The sequence below is a fragment of the Klebsiella sp. GG_Kp146 genome (assembly GCF_040061975.1).
GTDB classification, from domain to species: Bacteria; Pseudomonadota; Gammaproteobacteria; order Enterobacterales; family Enterobacteriaceae; genus Klebsiella; species Klebsiella quasipneumoniae.
This window is the reverse complement of record NZ_JBEAHA010000013.1, coordinates 208,407-226,416: the sequence shown is the minus strand read 5'-3', so window position 1 is coordinate 226,416 and position 18,010 is coordinate 208,407. Positions and strand designations below refer to the sequence as shown.

General features: G+C 55.8%; 16 protein-coding genes. 9 read left to right on the top strand and 7 right to left on the bottom strand.

What is annotated here, in order from left to right; all coding sequences use genetic code 11:
* Positions 1 to 5: 5 nt before the first annotated feature.
* The 7 genes from ftsL to leuO all read right to left on the bottom strand — a co-directional run bounded on the left by ftsL (position 6) and on the right by leuO (position 7,178).
* On the bottom strand, positions 6 to 371 hold the full coding sequence (gene ftsL / locus ABLU95_RS15550; RefSeq protein ID WP_002888550.1) for a cell division protein FtsL: 366 nt from the start codon (positions 369 to 371) through the stop codon (positions 6 to 8).
* Entirely contained in the window at positions 368 to 1,309 is a 942-nt protein-coding gene (rsmH, locus tag ABLU95_RS15545; RefSeq protein WP_004204328.1) for a 16S rRNA (cytosine(1402)-N(4))-methyltransferase RsmH, read from the bottom strand. The genes ftsL and rsmH overlap by 4 nt, the downstream gene beginning before the upstream one ends.
* 2 nt (positions 1,310 to 1,311) lie before the next feature.
* Entirely contained in the window at positions 1,312 to 1,770 is a 459-nt protein-coding gene (mraZ, locus tag ABLU95_RS15540; protein ID WP_004204327.1) for a division/cell wall cluster transcriptional repressor MraZ, read from the bottom strand.
* Positions 1,771 to 2,410: 640 nt separating this feature from the next.
* Positions 2,411 to 3,415 (bottom strand): catabolite repressor/activator, encoded by a 1,005-nt coding sequence (gene cra / locus ABLU95_RS15535; protein ID WP_004145952.1) that lies wholly within the window; start codon positions 3,413 to 3,415, stop codon positions 2,411 to 2,413.
* A 181-nt stretch (positions 3,416 to 3,596) separates the two neighbouring features.
* Positions 3,597 to 4,088: an acetolactate synthase small subunit gene (ilvN, locus tag ABLU95_RS15530; RefSeq protein ID WP_002888536.1), complete on the bottom strand. Its 492-nt coding sequence runs from the start codon at positions 4,086 to 4,088 to the stop codon at positions 3,597 to 3,599.
* A 2-nt stretch (positions 4,089 to 4,090) separates the two neighbouring features.
* On the bottom strand, positions 4,091 to 5,815 hold the full coding sequence (gene ilvI / locus ABLU95_RS15525) for an acetolactate synthase 3 large subunit (protein WP_218810370.1): 1,725 nt from the start codon (positions 5,813 to 5,815) through the stop codon (positions 4,091 to 4,093).
* A 394-nt stretch (positions 5,816 to 6,209) separates the two neighbouring features.
* Complete coding sequence (gene leuO, locus ABLU95_RS15520; protein ID WP_072140386.1) at positions 6,210 to 7,178, bottom strand: transcriptional regulator LeuO; 969 nt, start codon at positions 7,176 to 7,178, stop codon at positions 6,210 to 6,212.
* 614 nt (positions 7,179 to 7,792) lie between these two features.
* Between leuO and leuL the strand changes: the two genes are divergently transcribed.
* The 9 genes from leuL to aroD all read left to right on the top strand — a co-directional run bounded on the left by leuL (position 7,793) and on the right by aroD (position 17,973).
* Positions 7,793 to 7,879 (top strand): leu operon leader peptide, encoded by an 87-nt coding sequence (gene leuL, locus ABLU95_RS15515; RefSeq protein WP_017901192.1) that lies wholly within the window; start codon positions 7,793 to 7,795, stop codon positions 7,877 to 7,879.
* Positions 7,880 to 7,974: 95 nt separating this feature from the next.
* A complete protein-coding gene (gene leuA, locus ABLU95_RS15510; protein ID WP_023291975.1) occupies positions 7,975 to 9,546 on the top strand; it encodes a 2-isopropylmalate synthase in 1,572 nt (523 codons plus the stop codon).
* Complete coding sequence (leuB, locus tag ABLU95_RS15505; protein ID WP_023291974.1) at positions 9,546 to 10,637, top strand: 3-isopropylmalate dehydrogenase; 1,092 nt, start codon at positions 9,546 to 9,548, stop codon at positions 10,635 to 10,637. The genes leuA and leuB overlap by 1 nt, the downstream gene beginning before the upstream one ends.
* A 2-nt stretch (positions 10,638 to 10,639) precedes the next feature.
* Positions 10,640 to 12,040, top strand: coding sequence for a 3-isopropylmalate dehydratase large subunit (gene leuC, locus ABLU95_RS15500; protein WP_023291973.1), 1,401 nt, complete (start codon positions 10,640 to 10,642; stop codon positions 12,038 to 12,040).
* 10 nt (positions 12,041 to 12,050) lie between these two features.
* A complete protein-coding gene (gene leuD / locus ABLU95_RS15495) occupies positions 12,051 to 12,656 on the top strand; it encodes a 3-isopropylmalate dehydratase small subunit (RefSeq protein WP_048336394.1) in 606 nt (201 codons plus the stop codon).
* Between the two features lie 397 nt (positions 12,657 to 13,053).
* Positions 13,054 to 15,087, top strand: a complete 2,034-nt coding sequence (locus tag ABLU95_RS15490; protein WP_348879914.1) for an FAD-dependent oxidoreductase — start codon at positions 13,054 to 13,056, stop codon at positions 15,085 to 15,087.
* 11 nt (positions 15,088 to 15,098) lie between these two features.
* Positions 15,099 to 15,962, top strand: coding sequence for a shikimate dehydrogenase (locus ABLU95_RS15485; protein WP_218810372.1), 864 nt, complete (start codon positions 15,099 to 15,101; stop codon positions 15,960 to 15,962).
* A 10-nt stretch (positions 15,963 to 15,972) separates the two neighbouring features.
* The gene (locus ABLU95_RS15480; protein ID WP_032453837.1) at positions 15,973 to 17,187 is read left to right on the top strand and encodes an MFS transporter; all 1,215 of its coding nucleotides are present in this window, start codon (positions 15,973 to 15,975) and stop codon (positions 17,185 to 17,187) included.
* Between the two features lie 30 nt (positions 17,188 to 17,217).
* Entirely contained in the window at positions 17,218 to 17,973 is a 756-nt protein-coding gene (aroD, locus tag ABLU95_RS15475; protein ID WP_348879912.1) for a type I 3-dehydroquinate dehydratase, read from the top strand.
* Positions 17,974 to 18,010 lie beyond the last annotated feature (37 nt).

The window sequence follows — 18,010 nt, the reverse complement described above, 5'->3', positions numbered from 1 at the left end:
AATCCTTATTTCTGTACAACGATATTTTCTTGTGATGGATCGACGTGTTGCATCTGCAACTTCTCGGTCGCGATCCGTTCAACCCGACTGTGATCGCCGAGCGCGTTCTCTTCGAGGATCAGGTTGCGCCACTCAATGTCCAGGGCGTCGCGTTCCAGAACCAGTTGTTCACGCTGCGCGGTCAACAGGCGCGTGTGGTGCGCGGTGGTGACCACGGTAATCGCCGTAATAATGATGCAAATGAACAGGCAGAGTGGCAGTTTCCCAAACCGCAGAAGGTCGTCCCCGATCACGCCAGGCAAAGCATGGCGCTCGTTGCTTCCAATCGACCCTTTAACTTTGCTTAAGGCCTCTGTCACTCTGCCGATCATGCGTTCGTCCTCTCTGCGATACGCAGCACTGAACTACGGGCACGTGGATTCTCTGCCACCTCTTCTTCGCCCGGCATCAACTTACCTAGTGCTCGTAACTCACGGCCGCCCAGTTTTTTGAGCTGCGATTCGGTCATCGGTATTCCCGCCGGAACCTGCGGACCGCGGCTTTGCTCACGCATAAAGCGCTTTACAATGCGATCTTCCAGCGAATGAAAACTAATGATCGACAGCCGCCCGCCCGGGGCCAGCACGCTGAGCGAGCTTTTTAGCGCCTGCTCTATCTCCTCCAGTTCACTGTTTACCCAAATGCGCACCGCCTGGAAGGTACGGGTCGCGGGATGTTTGTGCTTATCTTTTACCGGCATCGCCGCGGCGATGACCTCCGCCAGCTCTTTGGTGCGGGTCATCGGTGCAATGCGATTACGTTCGACGATCGCGCGGGCGATCCGTTTACCGAAACGCTCTTCGCCGAAGGTTTTAATCACCCAGGCGATATCCGCTTCTTCAGCGGTCTGCAGCCATTCGGCCGCGGACTGACCGCGCGTCGGATCCATGCGCATATCCAGCGGCCCGTCGCGCATAAAGGAAAAGCCGCGTTCCGCATCGTCAAGCTGCGGGGAAGAGACGCCAAGATCGAGCAGAATGCCGTCGATCTTACCGGTAAGATTGCGCTCGCCGACGTACTCAGCAAGCTGTGAAAATGGACCATGTACGATGGAAAAGCGGGGATCATCGATGGTTTGCGCGACGGCAATCGCCTGAGGATCGCGATCGATTGCCAGCAAGCGTCCTTCCGCTCCCAGTTGGGAGAGGATCAGGCGCGAGTGACCGCCGCGACCAAAGGTACCATCAATATAGATACCGTCTGGACGAATATTGAGGCCGTTGACGGCTTCATCCAGAAGTACCGTAGTGTGTTTAAAATTTTCCATCATTTTTATAAAGACAAATCCTGCAGGCGCTCCGACAGTTCACCGGTCGCGGACTGCTCAGCGTCGATATCTTCCTTGACCCGTTGATACCAGGTCGTTTCGTCCCACAGTTCAAATTTATTAAACTGCCCGACCAGCATCACTTCTTTTGTCAGCCCGGCATGCTGCCGTAACACCGGCGCTATCAGCAAGCGACCGGCATTATCCATCTGACATTCGCTGGCATGACCCAGAAGCAAACGCTGTACGCGCCGCTCAACGGGATTCATGCTCGATAAACGCGACAATTTCTGCTCGATGACTTCCCATTCAGGCAATGGATAAAGCAGCAGGCACGGGTGATGAATGTCAATGGTGCATACCAATTGACCGGCAGCGTCCTCGATCAGCCCATCGCGATAGCGCGTTGGCACGGCCAGGCGGCCTTTGCTGTCGAGATTGACTAACGTTGCTCCACGGAACATGCCAGCCTCACCCCTTTTCGCCACTTTATCCCACAAATTCCCACCACAAGGAGTTTACGGAGCGGAGGAAAAGCTTGTCAAGCCAGCACGAATGCCAACGGAGCTCAAAAACCCATTATTTACAGCCGACATTAGCCCTGATGAAAAAATCATCAACAGGCGAGGCAAATTAACGTTATGAATACGTGTAAGAAAATAACCAACAAACTCGTAACAGTTATAAACATCAAAATATCTTCGGCGGGAAAATATAAAGTGTCAGTTTGCGACGCGAGCGGCATTTTAGGCCATTATGCCGGCCGTTAACAGTACCTGTTGCTGGCTGAAGGGCTGACCAGGCGCGGGATAAGGCAGGAGAGAAAGGTTGGGGCTAACAAAATGGGTGTTAATTCAGCAATTAACCTGGTGAATGTAACAAAATAATACAATTAAAGCCGGCACAATCATTTTTTGTGTCCCGTTTTGAGTCACAAAACGATTGCCAGCGAATAAAACAAAATAACGCGTAAAGAAGTTTAGGGATTTGTCTGAAATATATTCAGTTTTGCATTCTGGACGTCAGTTGCCTGATTTATCGCCAACGGCCTGCTCTCTGGCAGGCCTGCCAGGATTAATCCTGGGTGCTGACGATATTGCGCCCTTAACGGCGATTCAGGCTGCCGCGGCGATAAAGATTACGACGAATACGGCTGAGGCCCGGCTTCGGCTTGCGCGGTTCATCGAGGCTGGCGAGGACGATCTCGAGCACCCGCTCAGCGACATCGCGATGGCGCTGGGCCACGGCCAGTACCGGACACTGCAGGAAATCGAGCAGCTCATTATCGCCGAAGGTGGCGATCGCCAGCTCGGAAGGCAGTTTACCCTCACGGCGCAGCGTCACATCCATGACGCCCTGCAGCAACGGGAAAGAGGTGGTGAACAGCGCCTGCGGCATCGGATGGGTTTCAAGCCATTTCTCAAACAGCTGGGCCGCCGCTTCTCGCTCGTAGCTGTTGGCATAGAGATAATGCACCTCACGCGGATCGTCCTGCCAGGCTTTACGGAAGCCTTGCTCGCGCAGGAAGCTCACCGACAGTTCCGGCAGCGCGCCCAGATAAAGCACCGTTTCGCCGGGAAAAGTCCGCAACTCGGCGGCGAGCATCTCGGCATCATCCTGGTCAGCGCCGACGACGCTGGTGAAGTGCTCGCGGTCAAGGGCGCGGTCGAGGGCGACAATCGGAAACGGATCGTTAGCCCAGCGCTGATAGAAAGGGTGCTCCGGCGGCAGCGAGGTGGAAACAATGATGGCGTCCACCTGGCGCTGTAGGAGATGCTCGATACAGCGCATTTCGTTATCGGGCTGATCCTCCGAGCAGGCAATCAGCAACTGATAACCGCGCTGGCGCGCCTGCCGCTCCAGATAATTTGCAATGCGGGTATAGCTGGTGTTCTCCAGATCCGGGATCACCAGACCGATAGAGCGTGTGCGTCCTGCACGCAGGCCAGCAGCGACCGCATTCGGGTGATAGTTGTGCTCTCGCACGACAGCCATCACTTTTTCGACCGTTTTGTCGCTTACGCGGTACTGCTTCGCTTTGCCATTAATCACATAGCTCGCGGTGGTTCTTGAAACACCGGCCAGCCGGGCGATTTCATCCAGTTTCACAATTGCCCCTTGGGTAAGAAGTGCCAAACATAACCATTATTCAGGTATGGAACCCTTTTTATAACATCTAAGCGCAGAATAGTTAGCGCAGCAACCGCTTTCGCTTACAGTTCCTACTGATTTCGCAAAAAAAAAAGCCCGACAGTCGCTGCCGGGCTATTTTTGCATCAGTTCCCGATCCTCAGCGCATGATTTTATCACCGCGAGACAGGCCGACCACGCCGGAGCGAGCCACTTCCACGATCCGAGCGACATCGCGCAGGGAGGCCAGGAAAGCGTCGAGCTTATCGCTGGTGCCGGCGAGTTGAACGGTATAGATAGAAGGCGTCACGTCGATAATCTGTCCACGAAAGATTTCGGTGTTGCGCTTCACTTCTTCACGGCCGTAACCGCTGGCCTGGACCTTCACCAGCATGATTTCGCGTTCGACATGAGCCCCCTGCCCCAGCTCGCTGACCCGCAGGACATCCACCAGCTTGTGCAGCTGCTTTTCAATCTGCTCGATCGCTTTTTCATCGCCCACGGTCTGGATGGTCATCCTGGAGAGGGTCGGATCGTCCGTCGGGGCGACAGTCAGGCTTTCTATATTATAGCCGCGCTGGGAAAAGAGGCCGATAACGCGGGACAATGCGCCCGATTCGTTTTCCAGTAATACCGATAATATCCGGCGCATAATCAGGTCCTCTCCGTTTTGCTCAACCACATTTCATCCATGCCGCCGCCGCGGATCTGCATGGGGTACACATGCTCACTGCCGTCGACGGTGACATCGACAAACACCAGCCGGCGCTGTCGCACCTGCTCCAGGGCTTCTGCAAGCTTCGTCTCCAGCTCCTGCGGCTCGCTGATGCGGATCCCAACGTGGCCGTAGGCTTCCGCCAGACGAACGAAGTCCGGCAGCGACTCCATATAGGACTGCGAGTGGCGCCCGGAATAGAGCATATCCTGCCACTGCTTCACCATCCCCAGATAGCGGTTGTTAAGGTTAAGCACCAGGACCGGCAGCTCATACTGCAGCGCAGTAGAGAGTTCCTGAATGTTCATCTGGATACTGCCGTCACCGGTCACGCAGACGACCATTTCGTCCGGCAGAGCCATTTTGACCCCCAGCGCAGCCGGTAGGCCAAAGCCCATGGTGCCGAGGCCACCGGAGTTAATCCAGCGCCGCGGCTTGTCGAAGGGGTAATAGAGGGCGGCGAACATCTGGTGCTGACCCACATCGGAAGTGACATAGGCATCGCCCTGAGTCAGGCGCCAGATCGTTTCTATCACCGCCTGCGGTTTGATCTTGTCGCTCTGGTCGTCGTAGCGCAGGCAATGGCGGGCGCGCCACTGCTCAATCTGCTGCCACCAGTCGCGAATGTCGTCCAGCGGCTGCTGCGCCTCTTCCTGCTCCAGCAGCTCCAGCATCTGCTCCAGCACCAGCCGGGCATCGCCGACGATCGGCACATCTGCTGGCACGGTTTTCGAGATTGAGGTCGGATCGATATCGATATGCAGCACAGTTGCGTTCGGACAGTATTTGGCCAGGTTATTGGTGGTCCGATCGTCAAAGCGAACGCCGACGGCAAAAATCACGTCTGAATGGTGCATGGTCTTGTTGGCTTCATAAGTGCCGTGCATGCCCAGCATCCCCAGCGCCTGCGAGTGCGTCGCCGGGAAAGCGCCCAGCCCCATCAGGGAGGAGGCCACCGGCAGCTTCAGCTTTTCCACCAGCTCGCGCAGCTGAGGTTCGCAATGCGCATTGATCGCCCCGCCGCCGACGTAGACGACCGGCTTGCTCGCCGCCACCAGGGTCTGCAGGGCGCGTTTGATCTGGCCTTTATGACCGCTGGTCGTCGGGTTATACGAGCGCATGCTGACCGCGTCTGGCCAGACGTACGGCAGTTTCTTCGCCGGATTGAGTATATCCTTCGGCAGATCGACCACCACCGGCCCGGGGCGACCGCTGGCCGCCAGCCAGAAGGCTTTCTTCAGCACGCCGGGAATATCTTCGGTCTGCTTCACCAGGAAACTGTGCTTCACCACCGGGCGGGAAATCCCCACCATGTCGCACTCCTGGAAGGCATCGTAGCCGATAAGCGATGTCGCCACTTGCCCGGAGAGGATCACCAGCGGGATAGAGTCCATATAGGCCGTCGCGATACCGGTGATGGCGTTCGTCGCCCCAGGCCCTGAGGTCACCAGCACCACACCGACCTCCCCGGTCGCTCGCGCCAGGCCATCCGCCATATGCACCGCCGCCTGCTCGTGGCGAACCAGCACATGATCGATACCGCCAAGGGTATGTAACGCATCATAGATATCGAGGACTGCGCCTCCGGGATAGCCGAATACTTGCTTGACGCCCTGATCGACAAGCGATTGGACGACCATCTCGGCTCCTGACAACATCTCCATGGTTTGCCTCCAGGCTTATTGTTTTACGACAGCGGAACTCAATTTCCGCGCGCTCGCACGATGCGAAGGAGTACCCCTCCGCACTGAGGTGAATGGACTGCATGCCACTACCATAACTGCTCGCCAGCAGGCAGGCAATTCGCCACCGGAGATGCTTTCTAAGTAGAATAAGAAGAAAAACAAGCGGAGAGAGGAAAATATGGTGGAATGCTTCAGATATAAGAAAAGAGAATAGTAAATACTCGGAGAAAAGGCGCGATAGCAGGAATTGATCCATTTTTTGTTAACGGGCGGAGAGCAACCGAAAGGGTAAACAGCATAAAATTCTGCATTATTGTAATTAAATCATATAAAAAAAGGAGCCGAAGCCCCTTTCATGCTTATTGCCATCGGCTCAGCGCTGACAAATATCCACCAGCAGCTCTTCCATCCACTGATGACCTTTATCGCGACCCGCCGCTTCGTGCCAGGAGAGATAGCAGGTCCGGCTATTCACCTTCAGCGGCAGAGGTAATATTTGCAGCGCTAACTTATCGGCAAACTCATTTGCCAGCCAGCGCGGCGCAATGGCCACCATCTGCGTTTGCGACACCACGTTTAATACGCTGACCATCGCATTACCTTGATATGCGATGCGCGCTTGTTTATCGGCGGTGTCATACCACGGCAGACTGAATGAGGCATACCGATCGAGAGCCACCGCGGCATGCTCCTCGCGATAAATATCAGCCTCCATCACCGGTCCGGAGATACGCGGATGGTTGCGGCTAGCCACCAGAACCATTTCATCTTTGAATAGCGGTACACAGGCAAACTCAGGACGACGAAATTCTTCATAACCGATCACAAATTCCGTTTCCTGATAACGTAACTGATGTTCCGTATTTTGATTAAGCGCTGATTTAAAGACTAAATGGATATTGGGCGCGATTTCGGCGACTTTATTAAAAATCACCGACGTCAGGATGTTATCCAGCGGGCTACAGACGCACAGATTGAAAACACGCTCACTGCTCAAGGGTTCAAAACCGGAGCCTGGCAATTCGTTTTGTACCAGCTGCAGCGCCTGACGCACTGAGCCAAACAGCTGATAGGCCCGCGCCGTCGGCTGAATACCGCGGCCATAGCGCACAAACAGCTCATCATTAAACATCACTTTCAGACGTGAAACCGCGTTGCTCACCGCCGGTTGAGACATGCCGAGCGTATGGGCGGCACGGGTAATATTCTGTTCCTGCATAACCGCATCAAAAACGGTAAGCAGATTGAGATCAACCATCCGTAGTTGAGGTTTTACGACTTCCTGTCCGGGGGCTGATTTATATTCTGGACTTTCAATTAACATATCTAGTTCCGCCGTCACGATGAATTCCCTTTACTAAACCGCTATAATTAGCGCCGAAAATATCATTTATCATGCCAATGACATTTGCAAAATAGCAAAGGTGTATTTTAGGAATATATCAAGGCTATGAGTGGCAGTGTCAAACCGGTACCACCGGAATAAATAAACTGCTCAAACAATATGAGTTACTTAATGAAGATGAGTCTAACCATAATCCAGGAAAATAAAAACAACACCAATGATTAACTGTAACTTAAGCAATAATAAAGTATTTTATTTTCCACCCCATAAAATTAACAACTATTTATCATTGAAAAAAGATCCGCTAAGGGGTAGACATATTCACACGAAAAATAAATATAATTATTTCATTCAGATAGCGATTTTTTACCGCTTCGCTCGCGGCGCATCGTGAGCGAGGCCTTTAATGCAAAGTGCATTTTCAAATGAAACATATCCCTGTGCGCCCCCGCAGGTCCAAAATAGGATCTTCGGCAAAAAAGGGCTAACATCAGCACAATTAGCTAATTCACGCCGCGGACCAAAAACGCTTTTTCCATGCCAGGGGTTGACTTTGAAACGGCTATCCAGTAACTCTAAAAGCATAACGATTTCATCTGGAGTTTGACGCAATGATTCGCACCACTCGCATCACCAGCCTACTACTACTAAACGCATGCCATTTGCGCGGTAGGCTGTTGGGCGACGTTCAGCGTTAAGTCATCTTCCAGCAAGACTATAAAACCCGCGCCTTGGCGCGGGTTTTTTTATGCTCGTCAACAAGGCGCCAGGACACAGACTAAGGATCCAAACCATGAGCCAGCAAGTCATTATTTTCGATACGACCTTACGTGATGGCGAACAAGCGTTACAGGCAAGCCTGAGTGTCAAAGAGAAGCTGCAGATCGCTCTGGCCCTCGAGCGCATGGGTGTTGACGTGATGGAAGTCGGTTTCCCGGTTTCTTCTCCGGGCGATTTTGAATCCGTGCAGACCATCGCGCGCACCATCAAAAACAGCCGCGTATGCGCCCTGGCGCGCTGCGTCGAGAAAGATATCGACGTGGCGGCGGAATCCTTAAAGGTGGCCGAAGCGTTCCGTATCCACACCTTCATCGCCACCTCGCCGATGCATATCGCCACCAAACTGCGCAGCACCCTGGATGAGGTCATTGAACGCGCGGTTTATATGGTGAAGCGGGCGCGCAACTACACTAACGATGTCGAGTTCTCCTGTGAAGACGCCGGCCGTACGCCGATTGCTGACCTGGCTCGCGTCGTGGAAGCCGCGATTAACGCTGGCGCCACCACCATTAATATTCCGGATACCGTCGGCTACACCATGCCGTTCGAGTACGCCAACATTATCAGCGGCCTGTATGAGCGCGTACCGAATATCGACAAAGCCATTATCTCCGTCCATACCCATGATGACCTGGGTATTGCCGTCGGCAACGCCCTCGCCGCGGTCCACGCCGGAGCCCGCCAGGTAGAAGGCGCGATGAACGGTATCGGCGAGCGCGCCGGCAACTGCGCGCTGGAAGAGGTCATCATGGCGATTAAAGTGCGCAAAGACATCATGAACGTGCACACCAATATCAACCACCATGAAATCTGGCGCACCAGCCAGACCGTCAGCCAGATCTGCAACATGCCGATCCCGGCGAACAAAGCCATCGTCGGCACCGGCGCCTTCGCCCACTCCTCCGGTATCCACCAGGACGGCGTGCTGAAGAACCGCGAAAACTACGAAATCATGACCCCGGAATCCATCGGCCTGAACCAGGTGCAGCTGAACCTGACTTCCCGCTCCGGCCGCGCGGCGGTGAAACACCGGATGGAAGAGATGGGCTACCAGGAGAGCGATTACAACCTGGATCACCTGTACGACGCGTTCCTGAAGCTGGCGGACAAAAAAGGCCAGGTCTTCGATTACGATCTGGAAGCGCTGGCCTTTATCAACAAGCAGCAGGAAGAGCCGGAGCATTTCCGCCTGGATTACTTCAACGTTCAGTCCGGCTCCAGCGATATCGCCACCGCCTCGATCAAGCTGGTCTGCGGGGATGAGATCAAAACGGAAGCCGCCAACGGCAACGGTCCGGTTGATGCTATCTACCAGGCGATTAACCGCGTCACCGATTACAACATTGAATTAGTGAAATATGGCTTAAGCGCGAAAGGCCACGGCAAAGACGCCCTGGGCCAGGTGGATATCGTCGTTGACTACAACGGTCGCCGTTTCCACGGCGTTGGTCTGGCAACGGATATCGTAGAGTCGTCAGCCAAAGCGATGGTTCACGTGCTGAACAACATCTGGCGCGCCGCCGAAGTCGAAAAAGAATTGCAACGCAAAGCTCAGAATAAAGAGAACAATAAGGAAACCGTGTAATGTCGAAGAATTACCATATTGCCGTTTTGCCGGGTGATGGCATTGGCCCGGAAGTGATGAACCAGGCGATGAAAGTACTGGAAGCCGTGCGCCAACGTTTTGCCATGCACATTACCACCAGCCAGTACGACGTCGGCGGCGCGGCCATCGACCGTCAGGGAACTCCCCTGCCGCAGGCGACCGTCGCCGGATGCGAGCAGGCGGACGCGATCCTGTTCGGCTCCGTCGGCGGCCCGAAGTGGGAACACCTGCCGCCCGCAGAACAGCCAGAGCGCGGCGCCCTGCTGCCGCTGCGTAAACACTTTAAACTGTTCAGCAATCTGCGCCCGGCCAAACTGTATCAGGGTCTGGAAGAGTTCTGCCCGCTGCGCGCCGACATCGCCGCCAACGGCTTCGACATTCTCTGCGTTCGCGAACTGACCGGCGGCATCTACTTCGGCCAGCCGAAAGGTCGCGAAGGCAGCGGTCAGCATGAGAAAGCTTTTGATACCGAGGTGTATCACCGCTTTGAAATCGAACGTATCGCGCGCATCGCGTTTGAATCCGCCCGTAAACGTCGTCACAAAGTGACCTCCATCGATAAAGCCAACGTCCTGCAGTCGTCCATTCTGTGGCGCGAAATCGTCACCGAGATCGGCAAGGAGTATCCGGACGTTGAGCTGGCGCATATGTATATCGATAACGCCACCATGCAGCTGATTAAAGATCCGTCCCAGTTCGACGTGCTGCTGTGCTCCAACCTGTTCGGCGACATCCTCTCCGACGAGTGCGCAATGATCACCGGCTCGATGGGTATGCTGCCCTCCGCCAGCCTCAACGAACAAGGTTTCGGCCTGTACGAGCCAGCGGGCGGCTCGGCGCCGGATATCGCCGGCAAAAATATCGCTAACCCGATCGCGCAGATCCTCTCCCTGGCGCTGCTGCTGCGCTATAGCCTCGACGCTGACGAGGCGGCGAGCGCGATTGAAAGCGCGATTAACCGCGCTCTGGAGGAAGGCGTTCGTACCGGCGATTTAGCGCGCGGCACGGCGGCGGTCAGCACTGATGAAATGGGCGATATCATTGCCCGCTATGTCGCAGAAGGGGTGTAATCATGGCGAAGACGTTATACGAAAAATTGTTTGATGCGCACGTGGTGTATGAGGCGCAAAACGAAACTCCGCTGTTGTATATCGACCGCCATCTGGTGCATGAAGTCACCTCCCCGCAGGCCTTTGACGGCCTGCGCGCCCACGGCCGCCAGGTGCGCCAGCCGGGTAAAACCTTCGCCACCATGGATCACAACGTCTCGACGCAGACCAAAGATATTAACGCGTCCGGCGAGATGGCCCGCATTCAGATGCAGGAGCTGATTAAGAACTGTAAAGAGTTCGGCGTTGAGCTGTACGATCTGAACCACCCGTACCAGGGCATCGTTCACGTGATGGGCCCGGAACAAGGGGTTACCCTGCCGGGGATGACCATTGTGTGCGGCGACTCCCATACCGCCACCCACGGCGCCTTCGGCGCGCTGGCCTTCGGCATCGGCACCTCCGAAGTAGAGCATGTGCTGGCGACCCAGACCCTGAAACAGGGTCGTGCGAAAACCATGAAAATCGAAGTGCAAGGCAAAGCGGCGCCGGGCATCACCGCCAAAGATATCGTGTTGGCGATCATTGGTAAAACCGGCAGCGCCGGCGGCACCGGCCACGTGGTGGAGTTCTGCGGCGAAGCGATCCGCGATCTGAGCATGGAAGGCCGTATGACCCTGTGCAACATGGCGATCGAGATGGGCGCGAAAGCGGGCCTGGTCGCGCCGGATGAAACCACCTTCAATTACGTACGCGGCCGTCTGCACGCGCCGAAAGGCAAAGATTTTGACGATGCGGTGGCGTACTGGAAAACCCTGAAAACCGACGACGGCGCCACATTTGACACCGTAGTGACGCTGCAGGCGGCTGAGATTGCCCCGCAGGTGACCTGGGGCACCAACCCGGGCCAGGTGATTTCGGTCAGCGATAATATCCCCGATCCTGCGTCGTTCAGCGACCCGGTGGAACGCGCCAGCGCCGAGAAAGCGCTGGCCTATATGGGGCTGAAATCCGGCATTCCGCTGACGGAAGTGGCTATCGATAAAGTATTCATCGGCTCCTGTACCAACTCGCGTATCGAAGATTTGCGCGCGGCGGCGGAAATCGCCAAAGGGCGTAAAGTGGCGCCGGGCGTCCAGGCGCTGGTGGTGCCGGGTTCCGGTCCGGTGAAAGCGCAAGCGGAAGCGGAAGGCCTGGATAAGATCTTCATCGAAGCCGGCTTTGAGTGGCGCTTACCGGGCTGCTCTATGTGTCTGGCGATGAACAACGACCGCCTGAACCCGGGCGAGCGCTGCGCCTCCACCAGCAACCGTAATTTTGAAGGCCGCCAGGGCCGCGGCGGACGCACGCACCTGGTGAGCCCGGCAATGGCCGCGGCGGCAGCTGTGACCGGCCATTTCGCCGATATCCGTAATCTGAAGTAAGGAGACCATCATGGCAGAGAAATTTACCCAACATACCGGCCTGGTGGTTCCGCTGGATGCTGCAAACGTCGATACCGACGCGATCATTCCCAAGCAGTTTCTGCAGAAAGTGACCCGCACCGGCTTTGGCGCGCACCTGTTCAACGACTGGCGCTTCCTCGACGATAAAGGTCAACAGCCGAACCCGGAGTTCGTGCTGAACTTTCCTGAGTACAAAGGCGCATCTATCCTGCTGGCGCGGGAAAACTTCGGCTGTGGCTCCTCGCGCGAGCATGCGCCGTGGGCGCTGACCGATTACGGTTTTAAAGTCGTTATCGCCCCAAGCTTTGCCGATATTTTCTATGGCAACAGCTTCAACAACCAGCTGCTGCCGGTGACGTTGAGCGATGAGCAGGTCGACGAGCTGTTCAAACTGGTGCAGGCCAAACCGGGCATTACGTTTGAAGTGGACCTGGAAGCGCAGGTGGTTAAAGCGGGGGATAAAACCTACAGCTTTAAGATCGACGATTTCCGTCGCCACTGCATGCTCAATGGCCTGGATAGCATCGGCCTGACGCTGCAACATGAAGCGGCTATTTCCGACTATGAGCACAAGCTGCCGGCGTTTATGAATTAATCTTCGCGCCCGGTCATTTGACCGGGCTTTTTAGTTTATTGCGGCAGAAAATTGAGATCTTACGCACAAAAAACAATATTGCTTCGCCGAGCGTCAGCCCATGACGTTGGCCTGCCCCACGCGATAAAGACGAATGATTCCGCTTTCCTCCCCCTGACCTGCGTGGTTTATGTATTATCCCTTCACTGCAAGTAAAAATAAGGTACGAGTGTTTAATATAAAAATATAACAATGTGAAAAAAGCGTTAATCTCATAGAGAACCCCTATAGCTCACAGCAAAAAAAAGCATTATTTTTCGATTTTTCGCCTCGCTATCTTTTCCCACAGAGAAATATTAACTAAGGACACGCCCGGGCCCCCGCATAGCGGCTTCCCGGCCTCCTGTGGAGAGAAGAGATGAGCCACTATCCGCACCTTTTCAGTCCGTTGACCATCAACGGCATGACGCTAAAAAACCGCATTATTATGCCCCCGATGGGCACCAATATGGCCACGCTCAATGGCGAGGTCTCGCAGGAACAGCTGGAATACTACGAACTGCGGGCCAAAGGCGGCACCGGGCTTATCACCATCGAAAACATCTGTATTGATTTCCCTTTCGCCTCCAACGGCACCACCCAGCTGCGGATCGATAACGATCAATATATCCCGCGGCTGTTTAAATTAACCGAGACCCTGCATAAACATGGCGCCTGCGTATCCATTCAGTTAAATCACGCAGGCGCTTCGGCTTATGCCTACCGCCTCGAAGGTCAGACACCGCTCTCCTCCTCGACGATGCCCTCGAAAAAGCACGGTAATATTCCGCGGCCAATGACCCATGAGGAAATTTATCACGCGGTGGAAAAATTCGGTGACGCCGCAGAGCGCGTTCGTCGCGCGGGTTTTGACTGCGTCGAAATTCATGCTGGCCACTCCTATTTAATTAGCCAGTTTTTATCGCCGCTATTTAACAAGCGCACCGATGAATTTGGCGGCAGCGTCGAAAACCGCGCCCGGATATTAAGTCTGATTGTCGATAAAGTTCGCGCCTGCGTCGGGCCGCGTTTTCCGGTCAGCCTGCGCATTAGCGCCGACGACTTCCTCAAGGGCGGCAATACCCTCGAAGATTCTCTGCGCATCCTTGAGCTCTGCCAGGAGAAGGTCGATATCATCAACGTCTCGGCGGCGCAGAACGACAACCTGAATCTGCAAATCGACCAGATGTCGCTGGAGGATGGCTGGAAGCGTTATCTCTCCCGCGCGGTGCGCGATAAATTCCATAAGCCCACGGTCATCGCCGGCAATATCCGTACCCCGCAGGTGGCCGAGGATATCCTCGCCAGCGGCGATGCCGATCTCATTGCCATTGGTCGCGGTCTGATTGCCGAGCCGGAGTGGGTGCAGAAGGTGCAAAGCGGTAAAGAACGCCTGATGCGCAAATGCATCTCCTGCAACATCGGCTGCGCCGACCATCGCATCGCCCGCTCGCGCCCGCTGCGCTGTTCAATTAACCCGGACATCATTCACGGCGATACCTACAAAACGCGGCGCGTTAATCGCGAAACGAACGTGGTCGTCATCGGCGCCGGCACTGCCGGGATGGAGGCCGCCTGCACCGCGGCGGAAGTCGGCTGCCACACCTGGCTGCTGGAGGCGAAAAATCACGTCGGCGGTCTCGCCAGCGATATCGCCCGTCTGCCGGAGAAAAAACGCATCGCGGATTTCCCGCAGTTTATGAAAAACCGCATCGCCGCGCTGGACAACCTGATGCTGCAGGTCGGCAAACGGGCAGACGTGGCCTCGGTTTCCGCCCTGCGTCCGCATCTGATCGTCAATGCCACCGGCTCGACCCCCCTGCTGCCGCCTATTGCAGGACTGCGGGAGAATATTGACGCCGCGGAAGGCAAGGTCTTTTCCATTACCGGCATGATCGACAATCTGGCGAAATTTACCCATGTCGAGGGCAAACGCATCGCCGTTGTCGGCGCGGGCGCCGTTGGCCTTGACGTCATCGAATACTTTACCGCTCGCGGCGCGCTAGCGGTATTAATCGAAATGCAGGACGCCGCCGGTCGCGATCTCGACATCATTACCAGGAATGCCATGTTGAACATGCTCGACGAGCACCAGGTCGAACAGCACATGAATACGCAACTGATGGCGGTGGCTGCCGACCATTTCCAGGTGAAAAATACACAGCATACCTTCGATATCCCCTTCGACTACGGCTTTGTCTGCCTGGGGATGCGCGCCAACCGGACGGGTCTCGACGAGATCGAGCGCTGGGCCAATGCCAATAACGTCAAAATCATGAATATCGGCGACAGCGTGATGGCGCGACGCATTATCGACGGCATCCGCGAAGGCCGCAACGTGCTGGACACCCTCGAAGACATGGGTGCGCTGGGCAGCCGCGAAGCACAACGAATTCCCTTTCTAACTTATTGAGGATTTTTGTCATGGCAGAACGTATTACTGGACACACTGAGCTGATTGGTCTGATCGCCACCCCGATTCGCCACAGCATGTCGCCCACCATGCACAACGAGGCTTTCGCCCATCTCGGGCTGGACTACGTCTACCTGGCTTTTGAAGTCGGTAATCAGGAGCTGAAAGACGTTGTGCAGGGCTTCCGGGCTTTGAAGCTGCGCGGCTTTAACGTCTCTATGCCGAACAAAACCGAGATTTGCCAGTATCTCGATAAGCTCTCGCCGGCGGCGCAGCTGGTCGGGGCGGTGAATACCGTGGTCAATGACGACGGCGTACTGACCGGGCATATTACCGACGGCACCGGCTATATGCGCGCCCTTAGCGAAGCGGGTATCGATATTATTGGCAAGAAGATGACCGTGCTCGGCGCCGGCGGCGCGGCGACCGCGCTCTGCGTCCAGGCGGCACTGGATGGCGTGAAAGCGATCTCGATCTTCAACCGTCGCGATAAATTCTTCGCCAACGCCGAAGAAACGGTAGCCAAGATCCGCAACAACACGCGCTGCGAGATCCATCTGTTCGATCTCGACGATCATGACAAACTGCGTGCCGAAATCGACAGCAGCGTGATCCTGACCAATGCCACCGGGGTCGGCATGAAGCCGTTCGAAGGCCAGATGCTGCTCCCGGACGACAGCTTCCTGCGTCCGGACCTGATCGTCTCCGACGTCGTGTACAACCCGCGCAAAACCCACCTGCTGGAAGTGGCTGAGGAAAAAGGCTGCCGTACGCTAAACGGCCTCGGGATGATGCTGTGGCAAGGCGCGCGCGCGTTCGAAATCTGGACGGGTAAACAGATGCCGGTTGATTACATCAAAAGCATCCTGTTCTAAGGGGCAAGCGATGAAAAATAAATACGTCCCTACCGCGGCAGGGCTGTACCTCAACTACCTGATTCATGGCATGGGGGTGCTGCTGATCACCCTCAACATGGCCCATCTCCAGGAGCAGTGGGGAACAGACGCTGCCGGCGTATCAGTGGTGATCTCCTCGTTAGGGATCGGCAAACTGGCGACCATCGTGACCGGCTTTCTGTCGGATCGCTTTGGTCGTAAGCCCTTTATCTATCTGGGGATCCTCAGCTATCTGATCTTTTTTATCGGCATTCTGCTGACCAAAAATATCTATCTGGCATATGTCTTCGGCATTATGGCGGGCCTGGCGAACAGCTTCCTCGACTCCGGCACCTATCCGGCGCTGATGGAATCTTTCCCGCACTCCGCCAGCCGGGCCAACGTGCTGATCAAAGCCTTCGTCTCCGCCGGACAGTTCCTGCTGCCGTTCATTATCAGCTTCCTGATCTGGGCGAATCTGTGGTTCGGCTGGTCGTTCGTGATTGCGGCGGCGCTGTTTGTTGTGAGCGGCCTCTATTTGCTCAAAATGCCGTTCCCGGATAGCCAGGCGGCGAAAAAAGAGGCCACCCCAGGGCCACAGGCGGAAACCTCCGCCCGTCCGCAGGCCAACAAACTGGATATGGTGATCTTCACCCTGTACGGCTACATCGGCATGGCGACCTTCTATCTGGTCAGCCAGTGGCTGGCGCAGTACGGTCAGTTCGTGGTCGGCCTGCCCTATGCCTCGGCGATTAAGCTGCTCAGCATCTATACCGTCGGGTCGCTGGTCTGCGTCTTCGTGACCGCCGCCTTCGTCAAAGAGGTGTTCAGCTCTGCCGTCGCCATGATCATCTATACTGGCCTGTCGATGGTCTCGCTGCTGCTGGTGTGCCTGTTCCCGACGCCGATGATGGTTACCGGCTTCGCCTTTGTCATCGGCTTTGCCGCCGCGGGCGGAGTGCTACAGCTGGGAGCGACGATCATGGCGATGAGCTTCCCGAACGGGAAAGGCAAGGCAACCGGCATCTTCTACACCGCCGGCAGTATCGCCAGCTTCACGATCCCGCTGATCACCGCCAAACTTTCGCAGATCAGTATTGCCAGCATTATGTGGTTTGATTTTGCGATCGCCGTGATCGGCTTTGTGATCGCCCTGTACATCGGCTATCGTCAACTGCAGGCTCGGGCGGCGCAAAAAGTATCACCCACCGCAGTCACCGCCTGAGGTTCAACGCGAATAATAATGGATGCCTACATGACAAATGCAGTTACCGTAAAGAACATCACCTTCCAGGAAGGGGAAACCTTAATTTGTGTACCGCTGATCGGCAAAACGCTGGATGAAATACTGGGTAACGCCCACGGCCTGGTCGACGCCGGCGCCGTTATCATCGAATGGCGCGTTGACCACTTTACTCAGGTCAGAGAGATGGCTCAGGTGATGGCCGCGCTGGCGGAAATCCGTGGCGCGCTGAAAGCGCTGCCGCTGCTGTTCACATTCCGCAGCAAGAAAGAAGGCGGCGAGACCGAGCTCAGCGACGACGCCTACTTCGCGCTCAACCGCGAAGCGGCGCGCAGTGGCCTGGTTGATGTCATCGATATCGAGCTGTTCAATGATGAAGCGCAGATCCGCGCGCTGGTTGACGATGCGCATGCCGCGGGCGTCAAAGTGATCATGAGTAACCATGATTTTCATAAGACCCCCGCCCAGGAAGATATCATCTATCGCCTGCGCCGCATGCAGGATCTGGGCGCCGATCTGCCGAAGATCGCGGTGATGCCGCAATCGCCGCAGGACGTTCTGACCCTGCTCGCCGCCACGCTGACCATGAAAGAGAAGTATGCCACCCGCCCGCTGATCACCATGTCGATGGGAAAATCGGGCGGCGTCAGCCGGGTGACCGGGCGTCTTTTTGGCTCAGCCATGACCTTCGGTACCGTGGGTCAGGCTTCCGCGCCGGGACAGATCGCCATCGACAAGCTGCGTGAAGTGATGGATATTCTCTCCTGATAACCCCTCAGCCCGGAGGACCTCTCCGGGCTATTCG

Coding starts and splice junctions, on each gene's coding strand:
- leuA (WP_023291975.1), top strand. CDS start 7,975: ATGAGCCAGCAAGTCATTATTTTCGATACGACCTTACGTGATGGCGAA.
- ABLU95_RS15490 (WP_348879914.1), top strand. CDS start 13,054: ATGAGCCACTATCCGCACCTTTTCAGTCCGTTGACCATCAACGGCATG.
- rsmH (WP_004204328.1), bottom strand. CDS start 1,309: ATGATGGAAAATTTTAAACACACTACGGTACTTCTGGATGAAGCCGTC.
- leuD (WP_048336394.1), top strand. CDS start 12,051: ATGGCAGAGAAATTTACCCAACATACCGGCCTGGTGGTTCCGCTGGAT.
- mraZ (WP_004204327.1), bottom strand. CDS start 1,770: ATGTTCCGTGGAGCAACGTTAGTCAATCTCGACAGCAAAGGCCGCCTG.
- ABLU95_RS15485 (WP_218810372.1), top strand. CDS start 15,099: ATGGCAGAACGTATTACTGGACACACTGAGCTGATTGGTCTGATCGCC.
- leuL (WP_017901192.1), top strand. CDS start 7,793: ATGATTCGCACCACTCGCATCACCAGCCTACTACTACTAAACGCATGC.
- leuC (WP_023291973.1), top strand. CDS start 10,640: ATGGCGAAGACGTTATACGAAAAATTGTTTGATGCGCACGTGGTGTAT.
- leuB (WP_023291974.1), top strand. CDS start 9,546: ATGTCGAAGAATTACCATATTGCCGTTTTGCCGGGTGATGGCATTGGC.
- ABLU95_RS15480 (WP_032453837.1), top strand. CDS start 15,973: ATGAAAAATAAATACGTCCCTACCGCGGCAGGGCTGTACCTCAACTAC.
- ftsL (WP_002888550.1), bottom strand. CDS start 371: ATGATCGGCAGAGTGACAGAGGCCTTAAGCAAAGTTAAAGGGTCGATT.
- ilvN (WP_002888536.1), bottom strand. CDS start 4,088: ATGCGCCGGATATTATCGGTATTACTGGAAAACGAATCGGGCGCATTG.
- ilvI (WP_218810370.1), bottom strand. CDS start 5,815: ATGGAGATGTTGTCAGGAGCCGAGATGGTCGTCCAATCGCTTGTCGAT.
- aroD (WP_348879912.1), top strand. CDS start 17,218: ATGACAAATGCAGTTACCGTAAAGAACATCACCTTCCAGGAAGGGGAA.